The 18,385-nt window shown below is 68.7% G+C and carries 22 protein-coding genes; 11 read left to right on the forward strand and 11 right to left on the reverse strand.

The annotated features are described in order from the left end of the window. Positions 1-2: 2 nt before the first annotated feature. The 3 genes from SSPN_RS0120095 to SSPN_RS0120105 form a co-directional block, all read right to left on the reverse strand. Positions 3-1,643, reverse strand: a complete 1,641-nt coding sequence (locus SSPN_RS0120095; RefSeq protein ID WP_010307691.1) for a hypothetical protein — start codon at positions 1,641-1,643, stop codon at positions 3-5. Further along, positions 1,619-1,873 (reverse strand): hypothetical protein, encoded by a 255-nt coding sequence (locus SSPN_RS0120100; RefSeq protein ID WP_187764754.1) that lies wholly within the window; start codon positions 1,871-1,873, stop codon positions 1,619-1,621. Before SSPN_RS0120100 ends, SSPN_RS0120095 begins: the two co-directional genes overlap by 25 nt. A gap of 488 nt (positions 1,874-2,361) precedes the next feature. Beyond that, a complete protein-coding gene (locus SSPN_RS0120105; RefSeq protein ID WP_337466366.1) occupies positions 2,362-3,297 on the reverse strand; it encodes a mandelate racemase/muconate lactonizing enzyme family protein in 936 nt (311 codons plus the stop codon). A gap of 396 nt (positions 3,298-3,693) precedes the next feature. Between SSPN_RS0120105 and SSPN_RS44720 the strand changes: the two genes are divergently transcribed. Then, complete coding sequence (locus tag SSPN_RS44720) at positions 3,694-4,386, forward strand: DedA family protein (RefSeq protein ID WP_010307695.1); 693 nt, start codon at positions 3,694-3,696, stop codon at positions 4,384-4,386. Positions 4,387-4,473: 87 nt separating this feature from the next. Here the strand turns inward: SSPN_RS44720 and leuA are convergent, their stop codons facing one another. Next, a complete protein-coding gene (gene leuA, locus SSPN_RS0120120) occupies positions 4,474-6,267 on the reverse strand; it encodes a 2-isopropylmalate synthase (protein WP_029535534.1) in 1,794 nt (597 codons plus the stop codon). Between the two features lie 306 nt (positions 6,268-6,573). On the opposite strand from leuA, the gene SSPN_RS0120125 reads away from it, so the two are divergent. The 3 genes from SSPN_RS0120125 to SSPN_RS0120135 all read left to right on the forward strand — a co-directional run bounded on the left by SSPN_RS0120125 (position 6,574) and on the right by SSPN_RS0120135 (position 9,280). After that, the gene (locus SSPN_RS0120125) at positions 6,574-6,855 is read left to right on the forward strand and encodes a hypothetical protein (RefSeq protein WP_010307697.1); all 282 of its coding nucleotides are present in this window, start codon (positions 6,574-6,576) and stop codon (positions 6,853-6,855) included. Positions 6,856-6,922: 67 nt separating this feature from the next. Continuing rightward, complete coding sequence (locus tag SSPN_RS0120130) at positions 6,923-7,234, forward strand: hypothetical protein (protein ID WP_044575168.1); 312 nt, start codon at positions 6,923-6,925, stop codon at positions 7,232-7,234. Between the two features lie 252 nt (positions 7,235-7,486). After that, positions 7,487-9,280: an FUSC family protein gene (locus tag SSPN_RS0120135; RefSeq protein ID WP_010307699.1), complete on the forward strand. Its 1,794-nt coding sequence runs from the start codon at positions 7,487-7,489 to the stop codon at positions 9,278-9,280. A 114-nt stretch (positions 9,281-9,394) separates the two neighbouring features. Here SSPN_RS0120135 and SSPN_RS0120140 read toward each other — a convergent pair whose 3' ends face one another. Continuing rightward, positions 9,395-10,558 (reverse strand): aminotransferase class V-fold PLP-dependent enzyme, encoded by a 1,164-nt coding sequence (locus tag SSPN_RS0120140; RefSeq protein ID WP_010307700.1) that lies wholly within the window; start codon positions 10,556-10,558, stop codon positions 9,395-9,397. Between the two features lie 387 nt (positions 10,559-10,945). On the opposite strand from SSPN_RS0120140, the gene SSPN_RS62800 reads away from it, so the two are divergent. The 3 genes from SSPN_RS62800 (at position 10,946) to SSPN_RS0120155 (ending at position 12,972) form a co-directional block, all read left to right on the forward strand. Continuing rightward, entirely contained in the window at positions 10,946-11,242 is a 297-nt protein-coding gene (locus SSPN_RS62800) for a hypothetical protein (RefSeq protein ID WP_010307701.1), read from the forward strand. A gap of 144 nt (positions 11,243-11,386) precedes the next feature. Beyond that, the gene (locus tag SSPN_RS0120150) at positions 11,387-11,749 is read left to right on the forward strand and encodes a YciI family protein (protein WP_010307702.1); all 363 of its coding nucleotides are present in this window, start codon (positions 11,387-11,389) and stop codon (positions 11,747-11,749) included. Then, positions 11,746-12,972, forward strand: a complete 1,227-nt coding sequence (locus SSPN_RS0120155; protein ID WP_010307703.1) for an RNA polymerase sigma factor — start codon at positions 11,746-11,748, stop codon at positions 12,970-12,972. Before SSPN_RS0120150 ends, SSPN_RS0120155 begins: the two co-directional genes overlap by 4 nt. Before the next feature lie 29 nt (positions 12,973-13,001). Here SSPN_RS0120155 and SSPN_RS0120160 read toward each other — a convergent pair whose 3' ends face one another. Both SSPN_RS0120160 and SSPN_RS0120165 read right to left on the reverse strand, forming a co-directional pair. Further along, positions 13,002-13,193, reverse strand: coding sequence for a DUF397 domain-containing protein (locus tag SSPN_RS0120160; RefSeq protein WP_010307704.1), 192 nt, complete (start codon positions 13,191-13,193; stop codon positions 13,002-13,004). Then, the gene (locus tag SSPN_RS0120165) at positions 13,190-14,044 is read right to left on the reverse strand and encodes a helix-turn-helix domain-containing protein (RefSeq protein WP_010307705.1); all 855 of its coding nucleotides are present in this window, start codon (positions 14,042-14,044) and stop codon (positions 13,190-13,192) included. Before SSPN_RS0120165 ends, SSPN_RS0120160 begins: the two co-directional genes overlap by 4 nt. A gap of 403 nt (positions 14,045-14,447) precedes the next feature. On the opposite strand from SSPN_RS0120165, the gene SSPN_RS0120175 reads away from it, so the two are divergent. Together SSPN_RS0120175 and SSPN_RS0120180 are read left to right on the forward strand one after the other, a co-directional pair. Further along, positions 14,448-14,645, forward strand: a complete 198-nt coding sequence (locus tag SSPN_RS0120175; RefSeq protein WP_010307707.1) for a hypothetical protein — start codon at positions 14,448-14,450, stop codon at positions 14,643-14,645. Beyond that, complete coding sequence (locus SSPN_RS0120180) at positions 14,642-14,941, forward strand: hypothetical protein (protein WP_010307708.1); 300 nt, start codon at positions 14,642-14,644, stop codon at positions 14,939-14,941. The genes SSPN_RS0120175 and SSPN_RS0120180 overlap by 4 nt, the downstream gene beginning before the upstream one ends. Before the next feature lie 317 nt (positions 14,942-15,258). Here SSPN_RS0120180 and SSPN_RS0120185 read toward each other — a convergent pair whose 3' ends face one another. Then, on the reverse strand, positions 15,259-15,912 hold the full coding sequence (locus SSPN_RS0120185) for a permease prefix domain 1-containing protein (protein WP_010307709.1): 654 nt from the start codon (positions 15,910-15,912) through the stop codon (positions 15,259-15,261). After that, complete coding sequence (locus SSPN_RS0120190) at positions 15,909-16,244, reverse strand: PadR family transcriptional regulator (RefSeq protein WP_010307710.1); 336 nt, start codon at positions 16,242-16,244, stop codon at positions 15,909-15,911. Before SSPN_RS0120190 ends, SSPN_RS0120185 begins: the two co-directional genes overlap by 4 nt. A 91-nt stretch (positions 16,245-16,335) precedes the next feature. On the opposite strand from SSPN_RS0120190, the gene SSPN_RS0120195 reads away from it, so the two are divergent. Both SSPN_RS0120195 and SSPN_RS0120200 read left to right on the forward strand, forming a co-directional pair. Further along, complete coding sequence (locus SSPN_RS0120195) at positions 16,336-16,782, forward strand: membrane protein (RefSeq protein ID WP_010307711.1); 447 nt, start codon at positions 16,336-16,338, stop codon at positions 16,780-16,782. Continuing rightward, on the forward strand, positions 16,779-17,024 hold the full coding sequence (locus tag SSPN_RS0120200) for a DUF3817 domain-containing protein (RefSeq protein WP_010307712.1): 246 nt from the start codon (positions 16,779-16,781) through the stop codon (positions 17,022-17,024). The genes SSPN_RS0120195 and SSPN_RS0120200 overlap by 4 nt, the downstream gene beginning before the upstream one ends. Positions 17,025-17,096: 72 nt before the next feature. Here the strand turns inward: SSPN_RS0120200 and SSPN_RS0120205 are convergent, their stop codons facing one another. Both SSPN_RS0120205 and SSPN_RS0120210 read right to left on the reverse strand, forming a co-directional pair. Beyond that, positions 17,097-17,720, reverse strand: a complete 624-nt coding sequence (locus SSPN_RS0120205) for a GyrI-like domain-containing protein (protein ID WP_010307713.1) — start codon at positions 17,718-17,720, stop codon at positions 17,097-17,099. Further along, positions 17,707-18,282, reverse strand: a complete 576-nt coding sequence (locus SSPN_RS0120210) for a PadR family transcriptional regulator (RefSeq protein ID WP_010307716.1) — start codon at positions 18,280-18,282, stop codon at positions 17,707-17,709. The genes SSPN_RS0120205 and SSPN_RS0120210 overlap by 14 nt, the downstream gene beginning before the upstream one ends. Positions 18,283-18,385: the final 103 nt, after the last annotated feature.

Here is an 18,385-nt window from a genome sequence, read left to right on the forward strand (position 1 = left end):
CATTACTTCGGGGCGTGGTCGCGGGCCCAGCGGCAGATCGCCGCCACCTCTTCGGCGTGCGTGGGGAGGGTGTCGTCGGCTATGCCGACCACCGGGATGTGGGCTTCCCGCGCCACATCGGATGGACGGCGCAGGAACCCCTTCTCGTGCACGCCGGTGCTGCCCGGGCCCGGCGTGCCCTCGGCGAGGTGGCCGGTGGTGCGGGCGTAGCGGGTGAGGACGCGGGGCTTGCGCAGGTCGCGGTCCGCGCCGTACCACTGCTGGCTCAGCGGGAAGATCGCCGACAGCGCGTCCCACCAGCCCTCCGCCGCCAGCACCAGCTCGGGGTGACGGCGGCGCAGTTCGTCGGCCATCCGGCGATAGCCGTCGATCACCTCGTAGCGCGGGTCGTTGAACCAGTAGCCCAGGGTGTCCAGGAACGCCGCGTCGATGCCGAAATCTCGCACCAGCGCCGAGATCGACGTCACCAGGTGGGCGCGGAACTCCGGCTCGCCCGGGTTCAGGAACACCTGGTCGCCCTCGCCGACCCGGTCGCTGTCCCAGTCCGGCCGGTTCAGCAGCTCCACGTAGCGGTTGGTGTCGTTGCGCAGCACCGACTGCTCCCACGCCGGGTACTCGAGCACGTTCGCGCCATGCCCGCCGAACATCGGCATCAGCCGTACGCCCAGCTGCCGCGCGGTGTGCGCGAGCGCGGCGAATCCCTCGGCGCCGCCCAGGTCTTCGCCGGGCCGGTACTGCGGGTAGGCGTAGTAGTAGCGGCCCTCCCAGCCGGGTAGGTAGGCCAGCACACGGTGCGGGTCGATGTGTTGCGCGACGAACCGCAGCGCCTCGGCCATCTGCGCGAACGTGTTGAACACGTAGCCCGTCCAGTGCTGCCCGTGCAGGGTCACCACCAACGCGATCTGCCGCAGCCACTCCGGCACGTCCTTGCGGGACGACCACGGCACCAGGTTCTGCGCACCCTCCACGAAGGACAGATGTTCGTCCAGGTCAGCGTCGGCGCTGTGCTCGGTGGTGCCCAGTCGCAGCCGGATCGACGGAACCCGGCAGGTGGTCGAGCGCGCGGTGGCCGACGGCACGTGCACCAGCTCCGCGATCGGGCCCGGCGCGTAGGGCGGCTGGTGGACGTGCAGGATCTTCCGCCGCACCAGCGGATCGCGGATGCTGAGCACCAGCCCGTTCGGTTCGTCCCCGGCCGCCACCCACGGCGTCGCCCAGTCCGAGCCCGGGTACTCCAACTGGAACCGCTGGCCGTTGACGCCGTGCGCCCAGCCGCGACCGGTGTTCGGCGCCCACCAACCGGCCCGCAGCTGGTCCGCGGGCAGGCCGCGCAGCAGGAGCTTCACCGCCTTCACCGGCTCGTCGTGGCGCACCGTGATCGACCACTCCAGCACGCCGGCCATGCGGGTCACCTCGATGTCGGCCTCACCGGCCTCGACCGGCACCTGCTGCCCGAGCCGCGCGTACCGGTTGGCGTGCACGTGGATGCGGTCGCCCTCGCGGACGTGCGTCCGCTCGACGTCCAAGCCGTAGCCGTTGGCCGTGGTGAAGACTTGCAGCGCCCACTCCACCCCGGCCGCGCCGGGAACGGGGAAGTAGGGGTCTTGGGGATCGAAGCTCAGGTCGGTGTCGATGAGGGCCACGACGTCGCCTCCGGTACCTCGGCGCCGCGGGACAGGTAGCCCGCGGCTCGATCCAGCAACGCGGCGAGGTCATCGGCTTCGTCGGCGGTGAAGACCAGCGTGTCACCCGGGGGCAGCACCACCGCGACCCGATCGCCCACCACCAGCACCGTCATGGTGCCCGAACCCAACGGTGCGATGCACGGGATTCGCCAGCGAAGCTTCTCGGTCGGATCCTCGGTCGGCCACATGTCCACCTCAATACTGCTGAGTTTCGGTGCCAGACGTAACCCGGTGACCCGCCCATCATCAAGCCCGGTAGACCGAACGAGTGATCAAAGAGGGGGAGAGGCGGCTGGGAAGGAGCGACCAGGCAACGGGGCGAGCAAGCGCGGGAAGCCGGGATCGCGGAGTTGAGCATACGTAAATCGGGGATCGCGCAGTCCAGGCGGCGTCTGAGGTGCCGCGACCCGCGCCGCTACGCCAGGGAGCCTGGAATCACCAGGACACCCTGGAACTACCCGAAACCAGGGGGAGGGGCCGGTGCCCCGACGTTTTCCCCCGTCATCCGGCCGCTCCCCCTGATCCTGTGTTCCCCAGGGGCGTCGCCTGGCATCCCGCGACGGTGTCAATGGTGCCGATTTGGAGGAAGGCGCAATACCATCTTTGGTCGAGTGTGTTCACCGCACCGGGCGCTGCTCTTCGGCCCAGCGGATTGCGGTTTCCCGGCGTGCTCCGGTCACCGGTTCGGCGCTTCCGGGGTGCCATCCGCCGGGTCGGCGTAGCCGTACTCATGGCCTGCGACCTGGTACAACTCCGCGTATCGGGCCAGTCGGTCGCGATCGAGCAGGACTCCGATGCCCGGCCTGTCCGGCACCCGCAGCCTGCCACCCGGATAGGGCAACGGGCCGCCCTCGACGACGTCGTCGGCGAGCAGCCGGCCGTAGGACTGGTTGGCGCAGCGGAATCCCGGCGTCGCGGCGATCAGGTGAGCCGCGGCGTACGTCGCCACCCCGAGCTCGCCGAGGCTCTGCTTGACGACCGGGAGGCCCGCCGCCTCGCAGATCCCGGCGGAGCGCTTCATGTTCAGCAGGCTGCCGTCCAGCATGTTGTCCACCGAGATCGCGTCGGCCGCACCCTGCCGGATCACGTTCAGCTGGTCGTAGCGGGTCCGCGACGCTTCGTCGGCAAGCAGCGGCACCCCGGCGCGGGCGCGCAGCCGGGCCATCTCGGGAAGGTTCCGGCCGGACACCGGTTGTTCGGCGAACTCGATGTCATATGGCTCCAGTGCGCGCAGGGCCCGCAGCGCCGCCGCAGGGGACCAGGACTCGTTGGCGTCGATCCGCAGCGACGGCCCGGCACCGAGGCCGTCACGGATCGCGGCGACCCGCTCGACGTCGGTGGCCTGGTCCGCGTCGCCGACCTTCACGTAGAAGCTCTCGAAGCCGGCCGCCGCGCCCCGGGAGGCCTGCTCCCGCATCCACTCCGGGGTGCCCTGCGGGACGTAGTGCAGGTATTCGACCTCCTCGCGCAGCGGGCCGCCGAGAAGGTTGACCAGCGGCTGGTCGCAGGCCTTGCCGACGATGTCCCAGCAGGCCATGTCGATGGCGGCCATCGCGGGGCTGGTGGTGCCCACGTGGTGCCAGGTGCCGACGATGTCGATCAGCTTCGCGATCCGCTCGGTGCGGAACGGGTCCTCGCCGCGGGTACGCCGGGGCCTCGCCTAGGCCGGTGATGCCTTCGTCGGTGTCAATCTCGATCAGCACGCTGACCAGGCCGCGCCTACTGCCGTAGGCCCACTTCTCGTCGGTGTTGAACGGCACGGCGACCGGGATGCTGCGGATGCCGATTATGCGCAAAACGCCCTCCCCCCAGGGCGTCGTGAGCGGCTGGGCTGCGCCCGCTCGCGACTGCTGTGTGGTTACGGTCACATCAACCTCCGCGCTGCGCCAAAGATGGACGTGCCTTCCTCTGCCGTCGATGGCGCCAAGCGCGGTCCGCATACGTACCCTGGCCGGGGGCCGGTCGTCCCAGACGACCGCGACGCGTTCTCGAATCGAAATGGACGTTCATGATCGAGTGGCTGGACACGATCCCACCCGGAGTGATCTACCTGGTGGTCGGATTGATCATCGGGCTGGAAAGCGTGGGGATCCCGCTGCCCGGCGAGATCATGCTCGTCAGCGCCGGCGTCGCGGCCTCGCAGGGCGTAGCCAATCCGATCGTGCTCGGCGCGGTCGCCGCGAGCGGCGCGATCATCGGTGACTCGATCGGCTACGCGATCGGCAAGCGCTACGGGCGCACGCTGCTGGGTTGGCTGGGGCGCAAGTTGCCGAAGCACTTCGGGCCGAAACCGGTGCGCCAGGCGGAGCGGGCGTTCGACCGCTACGGCGCGTGGGCGGTGTTCGGCGGCCGGTTCGTGGCGCTGCTGCGCATCCTCGCAGGTCCGCTGGCGGGCATCCTCGGCATGAAGTACCGCAAGTTCCTGATCGCGAACGCGACGGGCGGCATCGCGTGGGCGGGCACGGTGACGACGCTGGCCTACATCTTCGGCGTGGTGGCCGGGCAGTGGTTCCACCGGTTCTCGTGGGTCGCCCTCATCGTCACCGTCGTCATCGGCTGGTTGATCGTGCACGTGGTGCGCCGCCGCGCGGAGAAGGCCGACGAAGCCGAGGACCTGGAAGAAGCGGAGAAGCCGGAAGGATCCGGAGAACCGGTGGAGGCCGAACGCACCGAACCCGAAACCGACGCTCCCGTGCGCTGACCCCGCTGGCCCGCAGTTTCAATTGAAACTGGGAACGGCCCGTTCGCCCCGATCGACGGGGTGGACGGGCCGTTCGCGTTGCGTCGGTCAGCGGTTGGCGCGGTTCACCGCGGACACCACTGCGCGCAGCATCGCGGTGATCGTCGAAGTGTCGACGCCGACGCCCCAGTAGATCTCGTTGCCCACCGCGCACTCCAGGTAGGCCGCGGCCCGCGCGTCGTCACCGGCGGTGAGCGCGTGCTCGTGGTAGTCCATGACCCGCACGTCGTAGCCGATGCTGCTCAGCGCGTCGACGAAGGCCGATACCGGGCCGTTTCCGGTGCCGGTGATCTCCTGCTCCTCGCCGTCCACGACCACGGTCGCGGTGATGTTCTCGTTACCGTTCTCGCCGGCCACCCGCTGCCGGACCAGCTTCAGCGGCGCGGTGGCCTCCAGGTACTCGCTGGCGAACGCCGACCACATCGCCGTCGGGCTGACCTCGCCGCCCTCGGAGTCGGTGTGCGCCTGCACCACCTTGGAGAACTCGATCTGCAGCTTGCGCGGCAGGTCCAGCTGGTGCTCGGTTTTCATGATGTAGGCGACGCCGCCCTTGCCGGACTGCGAGTTGACCCGGATCACGGCCTCGTAGGTGCGGCCCACGTCCTTCGGGTCGATCGGCAGGTACGGCACCTCCCACGGGTAGTCGTCCACGCCGGTCCCGGCCTTGTTCGCCTCGTCGCGCAGCGCGTCCAGGCCCTTGTTGATGGCGTCCTGGTGGCTGCCGGAGAACGCCGTGTAGACCAGTTCGCCGCCCCACGGGTGCCGCTCCGGCACTGGCAGCTGGTTGCAGTGCTCGACGGTGCGCTTGATGTAGTCGATGTCGGAGAAGTCGATCTGCGGGTCGATGCCCTGGCTGAACAGGTTCATGCCCAGCGCAACCAAGTCGACGTTGCCGGTGCGCTCGCCGTTGCCGAACAGGCAGCCCTCGATGCGGTCCGCGCCAGCCTGGTAGCCCAGCTCGGCGGCGGCGATGCCGGTGCCTCGGTCGTTGTGTGGGTGCAGCGACAGGATCACCGAGTCGCGGCGGGCCAGGTTCCGGTGCATCCACTCGATGGAGTCGGCGTAGACGTTCGGGGTGGCCATCTCGACGGTGGCGGGCAGGTTCAGGATCACCGGCCGCTCCGGGGTGGGCTGCCAGATCTCGGTGACCGCGTCGCACACCTCGGCGGCGTAGGACAGCTCGGTGCCGGTGTAGGACTCCGGCGAATACTGGAAGCGGAAGTCGGTGTCGGAGTACTTGCCGGCCAGTTCGAGGGTCATCTCGGCGGCCATCGTCGCGATCTTCTTGATACCCTCGCGCTCCTCCCGGAACACCACGCGGCGCTGCAGGATCGAGGTCGAGTTGTAAATGTGCACGATCGCCCGTGACGCGCCTTCCAGCGACTGGAAGGTCCGCTCGATCAGTTCCGGGCGGCACTGGGTCAGCACCTGGATGCGGACGTCTTCGGGGATCGCGCCGTCCTCGATGATCTCCCGGACGAAGTCGTAGTCGGTCTGGCTGGCGGCCGGGAAGCCGACCTCGATCTCCTTGAAGCCCATCTGCACGAGCAGGTCGAACATGCGGCGCTTGCGGGCCGGCGACATCGGGTCGATCAGCGCCTGGTTGCCGTCGCGCAGGTCGACCGCGCACCACAGCGGGGCCTTGGTGATGCGGTTGTCCGGCCAGGTCCGGTCGGGCAGCGATACGTTCTCGACGAGCTCGTGGAACGGGCGGTAGCGGTGGTAGGGCATGGCGCTGCCCAGCTGCGTGTTCCACGGAGCCTGGTCGGCGGGCGCTGGCCGGGACGGCTTGCTCACCTTGCCGGCGAACGGGGCCTGGGCGTCGGGAGTGTTGCTGCTCATGCGAGTGGTTCTCCTGCTCGGTTACCGGGTCTGGACCGACGACCGGCACGTTCGAACCCCGCGACGAGGGGCCGGTCTATGAGACCCCGTCGCGGCGGCGAAGCAGGAGAACGCGAGCCACGACCCTAGGCTAACCGCAGTAGTGGCCCGAAATGCAAGCGGGACGTCCAGATGGTGGGAATTGACACGTGGTGATCAGGGGAATCCCGGCTGCGCGCCGCGTGTCCGCCGGTTTCGGGCGAGTCCTGGCTTCCCGATCTACGCGCCTGGCACAGTGGTCGGTGGATCAAGGGGAGGGGCGGTCGGATGGCGGCGAAGAAGGGGCGGTCCGCGGTCGCGGCGCTGATCAACGGCGCGGGTTTCCTGCTCGCCGCGCTGCTGGTGCTGCACATCGTGTTCGTGGTGACCGGTTTCCCGGCGGAGAACGGGTTGGCGCAGTCCGTGGCGCAGGCGGCCGAGCCGCTGGCGTTGTTCTTCCCCGGTCTGGTGCAGGCGCCGGGCGAGGTGCTGCAGGTGCTCCTCGACTACGGCCTGGCGGCGGTTTTCTGGGTGCTGGTGGGCGGGGTGCTGGCTCGCGTGTTCGGCTGACCTCCCCGGTCGTGCCAAACTGGAGATCGTGGCGGAGGACGTGAGCACCGAAGCGCAGGAGGGCGGCATGCCTCGCGCTGACCTGCGACGGACACGGGCCCGTGTGGTCGGTGTGCTCGTCAACGTCGTCCGGTGGGTGGGCAACGTCGGTGCCGCGCTGCTCGTGATCCACGTGGTGTTCACCGTCGCCGGTGCCAACCCGGACAACGGCATCACGCGGTTCGTGGCGTCCTGGGCGGAGCCGCTGGCGCTGGGTTTCCAGGACCTGTTCATGCCGGACGACCCGAAGCTCGCGGTGGCGGTCAACTACGGCGTGGCGGCGCTGTTCTGGCTGATCGCCACGTCGATGGCCGTGCGGATCCTCCGCGCCCTCTCCTGAATGTCCACTTCGGACTTCTCTGGTGGTCGTGCACAAGTCCGGGATCCCGCGGCCGAGAAGACCGCTGAGGTTCCGCTACCCGCACCGTTACTCAATACGAGACTGGAAGCAGTCCCGGGTGTGATCGAACCCAAGGTGTGACGCCGGTGGCGTTCTGCGGTGCCGTGGCAGTTTCCGCGTGACAATTGGAAGCATCCTCAGTGCCGCTCGGCGTGGAGCGCGTGTCCCCCCCGTCACCGAAGGGATGTGCGTGTGACGACCGAAGCGCTCCCCAGATTCGTGCTGCCGCAGTGGTTGCCGCGGATGCTGCGCCCGATACCGAGTCCCGGCGACTGGACGCGGGCGTGCGCCGTGAGCATCGGCGTGGGTGCCCCGCAGGTCGTGGGCCTGCTCACCGGGCGGATCGACGAGGCCGTGCTGGCCTCGATCGGCGCGCTGTGCGCGAGCTTCTCGGACCTGACCGGCTCGTACCGGTACCGGCTGCGCCGGGTGGGCCTGGCCGCGATCCTCGGCGCGCTCGGGTTCGCGGCCGGAGCCGCCGCGCCAGGGCCGTGGTGGGCGGCGGCGATCGTGCTCGCAGTGGCGGTTCCGTCGGTCCTGTCCAGCCGGATGGGCGACCTGTGGTCGTCCGGCGGCGCGCACACGCTGACGTTCTGCGTCGTCGCGACCGGAGAGAAGTCGACGCTGCCGCTCGGCGTGCAGGTCTGGTGGTTTTTCGCCGGTGAGCTGCTGGTGCTCGCGATCATCGCGGCCACCTGGCCGTTCCACGGCACGGCCCCGGCGCGTGGCGCGGTCGCGGCGATCTTCGAGACCACGCTGCGCATGTTCGACTCGCCGATCACCGCGAGGCAGGAGCTGACGAAGGCGCTCGACAATGCGCACGACGTGCTCGTGGGCGGAGGTTCGATGTCACGCAGCCGCGTGCGCGACCGCCTCTACCTCGTCTACACGTACGCCACACCGATCGTCGAGGCGTCGATTTCCTTGGCGCACGCGGGAAAGCAGCCGCCCGAGCGCGCCCGCGAAGCGCTGCGAACGCTGGCGCGTTGCATGCGCACCGGCGACGTCCCGCCGCCCTACCAGCCAGGCGCGGACGAGTCGCCGCTGGTGCGTGCACTAGACCGGGGCATCGCGGAACTTATCGCCGCGTTCCGGCGCGTGAAGCTCCCGCAGGTGCCCGGCGAAAACCACGAGCGGCTCCGGCTGACCTTCGGCCGCTCCACCTGGGCTCAGGTGTGCCGGATGCTGCTGTGCCTGGCGCTCGCGGAGGGGCTCGGGCTGGCGACGGGCATGGCCGAGCCGTACTGGATCGCCCTGACCGTCGCGCTCGTGCTGAAGCCGAACTCCGGCTCGGTCCTCGCCAGGGTCCTGCTGCGCGCGGTCGGCACCGTCATCGGCGTGCTCATCGCGTTCGCGCTGATCGCCTTCGTGCCGACCGGCTGGTGGCTGCTGCCGTTCATCGTCGCCCTGGCCGCCAAGCTGCCCGTCGCGCTCGGCCGCCACTACGGCCTGTTCAGCGCGGTCGTGACGGCGCTGGTCCTGCTGCAGATGAGCCAGAACCAGCAGTTCTTGCCCGCGGCCAGGCTGGTGGACACGGTCGCCGGCTGCGGGATCATCCTGGTCGTAGGCTTCCTGCTGCGCCCGCTGAACCGGGGGCCAGCGCTGCCGAGCCGGTTCGCCGACGCGGTGGAGGCGGTCGCGGAGTACGTGTCCCAGTCGCTGGCCGGAGTCCACCACGGCCGCTCGGCGCTGCGCCGCCGCACCTACCGCCAGTTGGCGGATCTCCGCGCAGCCCTCCAACAGCAGCTGATGGACCCGACGGCAGCGGCGGAGGCAGAATGCTGGTGGCCGACGATCATCCTCCTGGAACGAGTGGTCGACGCCGCCACGGAGAAGGCCGTGCGGAACGACCCCCACGACCTCCAAGAAGCCCAACGCCTGGTGTCGACGATGCGGACCACGACCCGCCAACTCCGCACGACCCAGGTACCTCCCGCCGAACTCCGCGAGGAACTGGAACGGATCTACACCGGCGTCGGTTCGTGAGCGCTTCGGAGGGCGCGGCCCCCGAAGCGTTCGCCGGCCTCAGCCGTCGGTGCGGCTGAAGTGGAACGTGCAGTGCGTGCCGCCCAATCCGTGCCCGGGCGGAACCCCCGCCGTTCAGGCGATTTCGTGGAGGGTCGTGTGGAGTTGTTCGGTGGCTTCCCAGATGTCCACGTAGCGGAGCCAGGACGGGGCGAAGCTCAGGCGGAGCAGGTCCGGTTCGGCGTAGTCCACCAGCACGTCGCGGTCGAACAGCCCGTCCGCGATCCGCTGGGCCCGGTCGTGCCGCAAGGTGATCTGCGCGCTTCGGCTCAGTTCTTCGGATGAGGTCGCGACCTCGATCTGCGCGTCCGAGCAGAAGTCGCCCAGCCGCTCCAGGAAGAAGTCCACCAGGCCGGCGGCCTTGGCCGCCAGCGCTCTCGGCGACACGCCATCCAAAATGGACAGACCCGCGCACAGCTCGGCCACCGAGAAGCTGGAGCCGGAGCCCGCGAGCCCGTCGGCCAGCGGGTGCAGCACGCCGCCCGTGCCGCAGGTGCCCGTCGAGAACGCGTCGCGGTGCCGGTCGGCGACGAAGCAGTACGACGGCGCCCCCGCGCCGCCGCCGAGGTACCGGTGGCCGCAGCCGATGGCGAAATCCGCGTCCCAGCTGTGCAGATCAACGTCCAGCGCCCCGGCCGAACCGCTCAGCTCCCACAGCACCAGCGAGCCGTGTCCGTGGATCTCGGCGGTGAGAGCGGCGGCGTCGCGCACGCCTCCGAACCGCTCGTCGGTGTGCGACGCGGCGACCACCGCCACCTCGTCCCACGGCAGCAGGTCCAGTTCGTCCCTGCTGTGGAACAGGTGCAGCCGACCGCCGATGAACTCGGCGGCGGACTGCGCCAGCCAGCAGTCTGCGGGGAAGCAGTCCTTGCCCACCGCGAGGACCGGCCGGTCCGGGCGAAGCCGGGCCGCCGCGAGCAGCGCCTTGAACAGGTTTATGGACGTCGTCTCGGCAACGGTGATCTCGCTCGGTGCGGCACCGATCAGCGGCGCGAGCGCGGCCGCAGCGAGCCGGGCCTCCCCGCGCCAGTCGGATTCTCCGCGCGGGCGCTCGGTGTGCTGCTCCCATCGGTGCTCGACGAATCGGCGCAGCCGGGCGGGCGTGGTGCGCGGCAGCGGTCCGCCGCTGCTGCCGTCGAGGTGGATGACGCCCGGCGGCAGGTCATAGCGGATGCGCAGGTCGGCGAGCGGGTCGGCCCGATCGAGCGTCTCCGCCGTCGGCCTGGTGCTGGTCCACACGAGTGAAGTAATACCGCATTACCCGGCGGTAGTTAACGGGTGGCGGGTTCGCCACCTAACATCGGCCCAGGTCATGCCGCCCTCGGCGCAGCGCCTTGCGCCGTTTAGCGGGGTCGGCCGAAGTCCTGCCGATCACGAGCCCGACCGGCACCAGCTGGTGCCGCGGTTCCGGGATGCCCCGTCCGCGTAGATCTTCCGCAAGTTCCATTGAAATCGTGGGTCCGATTTCAATGGAACTTGCGGACCGTCGGCGTGTCGCACCCCGACACGCCGATGCCTGTGGACAACCTCCGCAATTTCAATGGAAATCGTGGGTCCGATTTCCATTGAAATTGCGGCGGGACCGAGTCGGTCGACCTGCCACGACGAATCCTGAGGAGCCTTGCCGTGACCGATCTGCGAATCACCGGTGGACACGTCGTCTCCACGTTCACCGGCGAGATCTTCGAAGCCGACGTGCTGGTGACCGGCGAGGCCATCAGCGGCATCGTGCCGCCCGGCACCGGCCCGGACGCCGCCGAGGTGATCGACGCCGGCGGCAGGCTGATCCAGTCGGAAACGCCCTCGAACGCCAGCTGCGTCCGATCGCCGACGATCTCGTGGCGCACCTCATCGAGGATTGCGGGCACATCATCCCGCTCGACCGCCCCCGAGACCTGGCGTCCCTCCTGGTCCCCTTCCTAGACGACGGCCGATTTAGGCTGGTCAGCGGCGGGATCTGAAAAAGTCGGAGAAAGTTCGCCGCCCGATGTCGAGGATCCGCCGCGGGCTCCGACTGAAGGGTGACAGCGCGCCGGCGGGGCGCGCGGGATGGGAAGGACACCCGAGATGAAGTACGTCGCGATGATCTACGGCAACCAGGCCAAGTGGGACTCCTTCCCGGCCGAGGCTTGGCCGGAGGCGATTGCCAGGCAGGAGGCGTTCAACGCGAAGTACCGGGAGACGGGCGAGCTGCTGGGTGCCTACGGCTTGGCGGACGCGGCGAACGCGCAGCTCATCCGCCGCAAGGACGGCGTCCCGGCGGTCACCGACGGCCCGTACCTGGAGACCAAGGAGTACCTCGCCAGCTTCTACTTGCTCGACTGCGAAACCCTGGAGCGCGCGCAGGAAATCGCGGCCGACATGCCGTTCGCCGACGTGGATCCGGTCGAGTTGTGGCCGGTGCTGCACGAGTCCGTGGGGGACATGTGAGCGTTGAGGACCTGCTGCGCGACCTGGCGCCGCAGGTCCTCGCTGCGCTCGTCCGCAGGTACGGCGTCTTCGACTCGTGCGAGGACGCCGTGCAGGAGGCGCTGATCGCGGCGGCTCTCCAGTGGCCGGATGCGGGCGTGCCGGACAACCCGCGCGGCTGGCTGGTCACCGTCGCTTCCCGCAAGCTCGTCGACCAGATCCGCAGCGACGCGGCACGTCGGCGCCGCGAGGATGCCCGGGCCACGCCGCAGTCCGCGCTGCTCAGCCATGCAGCCGACAGCACGCCGGATTCGGACCAGGACGACTCGCTGGCGCTGCTATTCCTGTGCTGCCACCCGGTTCTGTCCTCGGCCAGCCGGGTTGCGCTGACGTTGCGCGCGGTAGGGGGTCTCACCACGGCGCAGATCGCCGCCGCTTTCCTGGTGCCCGAAGCGACCATGTCGCAGCGCATCAGCCGCGCCAAGCAGGGCATCGCCGGCGAGACGCTCACGATGCCGGACGGGGCCGACCACACCGAGCGGCTCGCCGAGGTCCGGCACGTGCTGTACCTCATCTTCAACGAGGGCTACACCAGCACGAACGGAGCCGACCTGACCGCGCCGGAGCTGTCGACCGAGGCGATCCGGCTCACCAGGCTGCTTCACCGCCTGGTGCCCGGCGACACCGAAACGGCGGGGCTACTCGCCCTGATGCTGCTGACCGACGCGCGCCGCCCCGCCCGCACGGGGCCTGACGGCGAACTGGTGCCGCTGGCGGAACAGGACCGCAGCGGCTGGGACCGCCGGCTCATCTCGGAAGGGATCGAGCTGATCAGCCGCACCCTGCCGCGCGGACAGGTCGGCCCGTACCAGCTGCAGGCGGCCATCGCCGCCGTGCACGACGAGGCCGAGGACGCGGAAAGCACGGACTGGCCCCAGATCCTCGTCCTGTACGAACTGCTCGAACAGACCGCACCAAACCCGGTGGTGACCCTCAACCGCGCGGTCGCCGTCGCGATGGTCCACGGCCCGTCCGCCGGGCTCGAACTGCTGGCGACGCTGGAAGCGGACAAGCGGATCGCCCGCCACCACCGCCTTTTCGCCACCCGCGCCCACCTGCTGGAACTGCTAGGCGAGCGCGCCGCCGCAGCGGACGCGTTTCGCGAAGCCGCCCGCCGCACCACGAGCGCACCCGAACGCCGACACCTCACCGCTCGCGCCAACCGCCTGGAAGACCCAGCCTAAGAGCTCCCGGGACCGGCCCAACCAGCATCTCAGCACTCGAACCGCCCAGCCTTCAAGGCAGCGACGAAGTTGCCCCACTGCATCGGCGTCGTGACGAAGTACCCGCCACCTGCGTCCTTGCTGTCGCGGACAGCGGCCCCGGCCGCTAACCGCCCAACTTCGACGCAGTCACCTGAGTTCTGGCTGTGGCTGGACTTCCGCCAGCCGGTCACCGAAGTCATCTTGCGGCCTCCATCTCCTTGCAGATCTTGGCAATGTGCTTCCTCGACTCTGCCGGATCCAGTGCGGCGTTGAACACCCCTTCGGCAGCATCGCGGTAGATCTCGACGTCGGAGGGTTCGTGCAGAAACAGACCTGATCTGCGGGTCTCCAACTGGACGACCGGCGGAGCGTGATTCGACTCGATCAGGATGAACAGGCCTTCAAGCGCGGGATGCCAGCCACTTCCGAATGGGACCACGTAGACCTCGACATTTGCCAGCTCGGCCATCTGCAGCAAGTGATCGAGCTGACTGAGCATGACCTGTGGCCCGCCGAGTACCTGCCGTAGCGCCGCTTCACCGATCGCCACTCTGAAGTGCACAGGATCTTCGTTGCGGGTGATGGCCTCTCTTCTGCCGATGCGCACGGCGATTCGTGTTTCGACTTCTTCCGGAGGAACCCCACCGCTGGTCATAATCGCGCGTACGTAGCTCGTCGACTGAAGAAGCCCTGGAATGAGCAGGGGTGCTGCCTGCGTGATTGCCGTCGCGGTGCGTTCGAAGTCCAAGAGAGCGGCAAGGTGCTGGCGTTGTTCGGGGAGGCTGATCGCGAGCCAGTGCGAGTCCGTCGTTCCTCTTGTCATGGCGAGGATTTCTTCGTAGTGGTCGCCGTTGATCCCGAGGATCGTCAGGATCTGCGCTACATCGGTGGGTTTCGGGGAGCGCTCGCCGGTTTCCCAGCGGGAGAGGGCGCCTGGGTCACGGCCGAGTTGGGCGGCGACGTTCCGCAGAGTCAGGCCCTTTTCTTGGCGCGCCGCGCGTAGCGCGTTGCCGAGCGCCCGAGCTTTGGGGGTTCGGGTGTTGCTGGTCATGCAACGGAGAATATCCCTCAAATAATAAGGAAATCACCACTCGATCAGGGAATTGTCGACCTGATCAGCTCGTGTTGACATTGAATAGTCAAACAGCGCAAATTTCGGCAACAACGTGGGGTGTTCCTTGATGCATCCGTTTCACTGGGTTCCTGCTGAAGGTGAGCGGCACGCGAGCCTGGATTCACCGGCATGGCGGTGTTGACGTTGTGCCGGAAGCAGCTGTCGGCTGACAACTCGCAGCTGGGCTGGCTGTGGTCGACCTGCCGCGACTGCAACGCGGAGGCGCACCGCATCGCCGCAAGTCAGGCGTCGGTGGTTCCGGGCGAACGGAACTTTCGCGCCGTAGAACGAGGCGAAAGTTCCGTTCGCCTCAACATGTCCCAGCCGAAGCCGCCATGCAATGGGCACTGAAAACGCAGATCTCGCCGTCCTGTTGCGGCGAACCCAGTGGCTGCTCGACGACCTCGCCTTCCAGGTCGGCGCGGGTCGTCGCGATGCCGACGACTTCGAGGCCGCAGCCACCGCACTCGACGAAATCTCCCTGCTGCTCAGGGAAACATCCCCGACCGCGACCATCACCGAAAGGTCATCCGAATGATCACCATGCTCCCAGTCATCGTCGCAATAGCCGCCGTTGCCGCTTTCTTCGTCATCGCGATGTACTGGAAGTCTGACCGCCCCCAACATGCCGGAGGCGGCGAAGGCGCCTTCACGGTCTGGCAGCTGATAGCCCACGTCGAAGCCGAGCGACATCAACGGGAACGAGGCGGCAGGCATCGCCTTCGCGAACCGGCCGATGCCCACGATCTGCCGCGAACCTCCACACAGGACGCTCTTGTCCGGCCTTCACCGGAGATCCAGCGCCGAATCGTCGAAGCCCTCCACCGCCTCTAACCCGCCCGAAACCTCGGGTCCGGAAGCCGACGCACCCCCGATCTCCGGCGCCGGGCCCCTGCGGGCCGGTCGGTGCGATCCCCTCCCCACGCACCGACCGGCCACCCCAAAAGTTCCGTCCCTGCTGCTCAGGGTGTGAAGCGAACGGACCGTTTGGGTCGTCTACGGAGGTGAACAGGCCGTTCGCTTCACACCGGTCGGCGAGGCAGAGCCAAGCCACTACCGCTGGGGCGGCCAGCGGAGCCGCCAGGCAAGAACACTGCCTCGATAGCGACCAAATCGAACGGCACCTGAGCAGCGGAAACGCGGAGGCCGGTTCAGGTGGTCCCGGCGATCGGCAGGCGGGCGCATTCGCGGCAGGCGCGGGCCGAGGAGGCCAGCATTGCGTGCGACGCGACCGTGAGCCCTCCCGCAAGCACGATCAGCGGCCAGACGCTGGCCAGGGGCATCGACGTGGCGAACGCGAGCGCGGCGAACGGCATCGCCACGCTGGCCGTGGTGCCCATCCAGCCGACCACGAGCGGGAGCCGATCCGGCACCGGCATCCAGCGGGTGAGCGCTCCGGTGGCGAACAGCGCCGTCGCGGCGAGCGTTCCCGCAGTTGTCGCGATAGCGGCCAGGATTTCGACCGCCGTCGGCAGCTGCCAGCCCCGGCTGTGGCCGACCGTCCAGGTCAGGTACCAGCAGGCGACCAAGAACCCGACGGTGCGGATGAGCGCTCGGGCGGTGTGCCTGGTCTGGGCGATGGTCAGTTCCTGCTGGCAGCTTGGCACGAGCTCGACAGGTGTCCCGAATTCGCGCACCGCTGCCTGGAAAGCGCGCTGGTAGCGCAGGTCTTCGCCGGTGTGCGCCGCAACCGTTTCGACGAGCCCGTCGCGGATTTCCTCGACCATCCGGGATTTCGCGCGTGCCGGGCCGTGCAGGGCGGCCGTCAGCTCGGCGACGTAGTCGTCGATGGGGTCGGCGTTCATGCGTTGCCCCGGGGCGACGGGTTGAGGACTGCGCCGATCGCGGTCGTGAACTCGTCCCAAGCCGTTCTCTCCTTGGCCAGGTTGCGCTGTCCGGTGTCGGTGAGCTCGTAGCAGCGCCGCCGCCGCTCGCCCACGGATTCCCAACTGCTGCGCAGCAATCCGAGTCGTTCGAGCCGGTTCAAGGCAGGGTAGATCGTTCCCGTGCGCAGTTCCAGCGCTCCTCCGCTGCTGCGTTGGACCGCGGTGATGATCGCGTAGCCGTGCAGCGGACCGTTTTCGAGTACGGCCAGCAACAGTCCGTCCAGGTGTCCCCGGACCGCATCCGCTCTCATAGGTTGACAGACTACGCAAGAATGTAGGCAGCAGCAGATAGATTGCCAATCGATATGTTGGTAGACAACCTATCTAGCTGAGAGGCCCGCGGTGACCAAGCTGCTGCTGTCCGTGCACGTCCTCGCGGCGATCCTGGTGATCGGTCCGATCGCCGTCGCCGCCTCGCTGTTCCCCCGCTACGCCCGGCAAGCGGCCGACGACGCCGGGCGAGCCGCCGGTGTCGCCGCCCTCCTGCACCGGATCTGCCGCGGCTACACCGTCGTCGGGATCGCGGTCCCGGTCTTCGGCATCGCCACCGGCGCCCAGCTCGGCGTCCTCACCGACCCGTGGCTGATCATCTCGCTCGTGCTGACCGCGATCGCCGCGGTGATCCTCGCGATGGGCATCCTGCCCGGCCAGAAGCGCATGCTCGGGGCGGCCCAGGACCTCCTCGCCACGGCCACCCGGTTGACGATGCTCACCGGAATCTTCAACGTGCTCTGGGCGATCGTCGTGGTGCTCATGATCGTCCGCCCCGGCTCGACCACGGGGGCGTGACCGTGCGCGCATTGCGATTCGCGGCCGGCATCGAGGCCGCTTCCCTCGTGATCCTGCTGGTCAACCTCTTCACCGCGCACCTGCCTGCGATCACGTCGCTCGGCGGCCCGATCCACGGCACGGCCTATCTGGTCGTCATCGCGGCGACCTTCCTGGTCCCGGCCTCGCCGAGCGCCAGGTGGCTCGCCGTCATCCCGGGAATCGGCGGACTGCTCGCCCTCCGGCAATTTTCCCGCGCCTAGCGAGGTGGCCGCGAACGTCCGCCGGGTTTGATCGCTTGGGGCAGGAGGATCCGGCGACGTGTTGTCCTCACTTCATTCGCCCGCCGCCCGAACGGGCTGTCGGAGGACGGTCTTCAGCTTGGCCGGCTCGGTTCGGCGGTGGTCGCTGAGGTAGATCTCGTGGTGGTGCCCAGACATTCGCAGGTCGTTGGCGGCGAGGTACCCGTGATGGAGCCTGGCGAGTGCCGGTCCTTCGTCGTCGAAGGGGCCGACGTGCAGGAGCTGAGCGCTGGTGCCTTCCTCCAGGGTCTCGCGGCGGATCTCGGCGATCGTGGGGAGGTTCTTCTTCGTCAGCGCTGCCTGTTTGGCCTCGTCGATGAGGCCGACGGTGATCCAGTCGGGCTGGCTGATGAGCATGCGCCAGTGCCAGGCGTCCTTGGTGCGGGCGGTGAACACTTCCGGGCGGTCGGACCACCACAGTCCTTCGAGCGGCCCGACGACGAAGTCCCGGCCGAGGGAGGTCTTGCTGGTGAACTTGATCGTGTAGGCGACGGCGTAGAGCGACTCGACGGCGCGGGCGTAGTCGGCGCTGGTGTTGGGGTCACCGCAGCCGTCGATAGCGATGAACTGCTGCGCGGGCACGTCGACCAGCGCCCAGTCGGTGTTTTTCGGCGCGTAGCACTGCTTCAGTTCTCGTTTGACGTCAAAGCGGGTCATGGACGCCGGGCCTTCCTGGCGAGGGCTTGTCGGATTCGGCCGCCCGGTAGGCGGCCAGCCACTGCTGTTCGGCGGCCAGTTGGCCCAGCGCATAGTCGAAGATGGCGCGGACGAAACCGGGCGCGTCGGGTTGGGCGTCGCGGGCTGCGCCGACGGCGGCGATCTTCTCCGCCAGCGCTACGGCCCGCTGGTCGAGTGCGGCCCGGAAGCGCTCGCGCGGAACGACCGGCTGGTTGGCCAGACCGACCAGGATTGGCGGGAACACGGGCCGAAGTTCGGCCACCGCGGCCTCGGCCGCCTCCGCGCACGCCCGGCGCCCCTCGGCTGTTGGCCCGTACACCCGGCGGGCCTTTCCCCGGGCAGGTTGCGGCGCGTCGATCTCGGTGATCAGCCCGCGGTCGCGGAGGCGGGCCAACAGGTAGTAGATCGAGCTGAAGCCGATCTCGGTCCACTCGCGCATGCCGCGGGTGCCGATGACTTCGTCCAGTTCGTAGCCGTGTCGCGGCTTCTCCACGAGCAGGCCGAGCAAAGTCAGCTCGGCGGACGTCAGGTTGGCAACCACGGTTCTATTCTAGTACTAGAATAGAACCGCGTGTCGAGCGCGATAACCCGCAAGGTGGTTGTCGTCGCTTATCGCGAAGCTGCGCATGGGGGCAGAACTGGGC

It is taken from the genome of Saccharopolyspora spinosa NRRL 18395, assembly GCF_000194155.1.
Taxonomy (GTDB): Bacteria; Actinomycetota; Actinomycetes; order Mycobacteriales; family Pseudonocardiaceae; genus Saccharopolyspora; species Saccharopolyspora spinosa.

Excerpts from the sequence above, each read along its gene's own strand:
- SSPN_RS0120165 (WP_010307705.1), bottom strand. The coding sequence starts at position 14,044 with ATGACCAGCAACACCCGAACCCCCAAAGCTCGGGCGCTCGGCAACGCG.
- SSPN_RS0120180 (WP_010307708.1), top strand. The coding sequence starts at position 14,642 with ATGATCACCATGCTCCCAGTCATCGTCGCAATAGCCGCCGTTGCCGCT.
- SSPN_RS0120125 (WP_010307697.1), top strand. The coding sequence starts at position 6,574 with ATGGCGGCGAAGAAGGGGCGGTCCGCGGTCGCGGCGCTGATCAACGGC.
- SSPN_RS0120185 (WP_010307709.1), bottom strand. The coding sequence starts at position 15,912 with ATGAACGCCGACCCCATCGACGACTACGTCGCCGAGCTGACGGCCGCC.
- leuA (WP_029535534.1), bottom strand. The coding sequence starts at position 6,267 with ATGAGCAGCAACACTCCCGACGCCCAGGCCCCGTTCGCCGGCAAGGTG.
- SSPN_RS0120205 (WP_010307713.1), bottom strand. The coding sequence starts at position 17,720 with ATGACCCGCTTTGACGTCAAACGAGAACTGAAGCAGTGCTACGCGCCG.
- SSPN_RS0120150 (WP_010307702.1), top strand. The coding sequence starts at position 11,387 with ATGAAGTACGTCGCGATGATCTACGGCAACCAGGCCAAGTGGGACTCC.
- SSPN_RS0120130 (WP_044575168.1), top strand. The coding sequence starts at position 6,923 with ATGCCTCGCGCTGACCTGCGACGGACACGGGCCCGTGTGGTCGGTGTG.
- SSPN_RS0120100 (WP_187764754.1), bottom strand. The coding sequence starts at position 1,873 with ATGTGGCCGACCGAGGATCCGACCGAGAAGCTTCGCTGGCGAATCCCG.
- SSPN_RS0120190 (WP_010307710.1), bottom strand. The coding sequence starts at position 16,244 with ATGAGAGCGGATGCGGTCCGGGGACACCTGGACGGACTGTTGCTGGCC.
- SSPN_RS44720 (WP_010307695.1), top strand. The coding sequence starts at position 3,694 with ATGATCGAGTGGCTGGACACGATCCCACCCGGAGTGATCTACCTGGTG.
- SSPN_RS0120160 (WP_010307704.1), bottom strand. The coding sequence starts at position 13,193 with ATGACTTCGGTGACCGGCTGGCGGAAGTCCAGCCACAGCCAGAACTCA.
- SSPN_RS0120175 (WP_010307707.1), top strand. The coding sequence starts at position 14,448 with ATGGGCACTGAAAACGCAGATCTCGCCGTCCTGTTGCGGCGAACCCAG.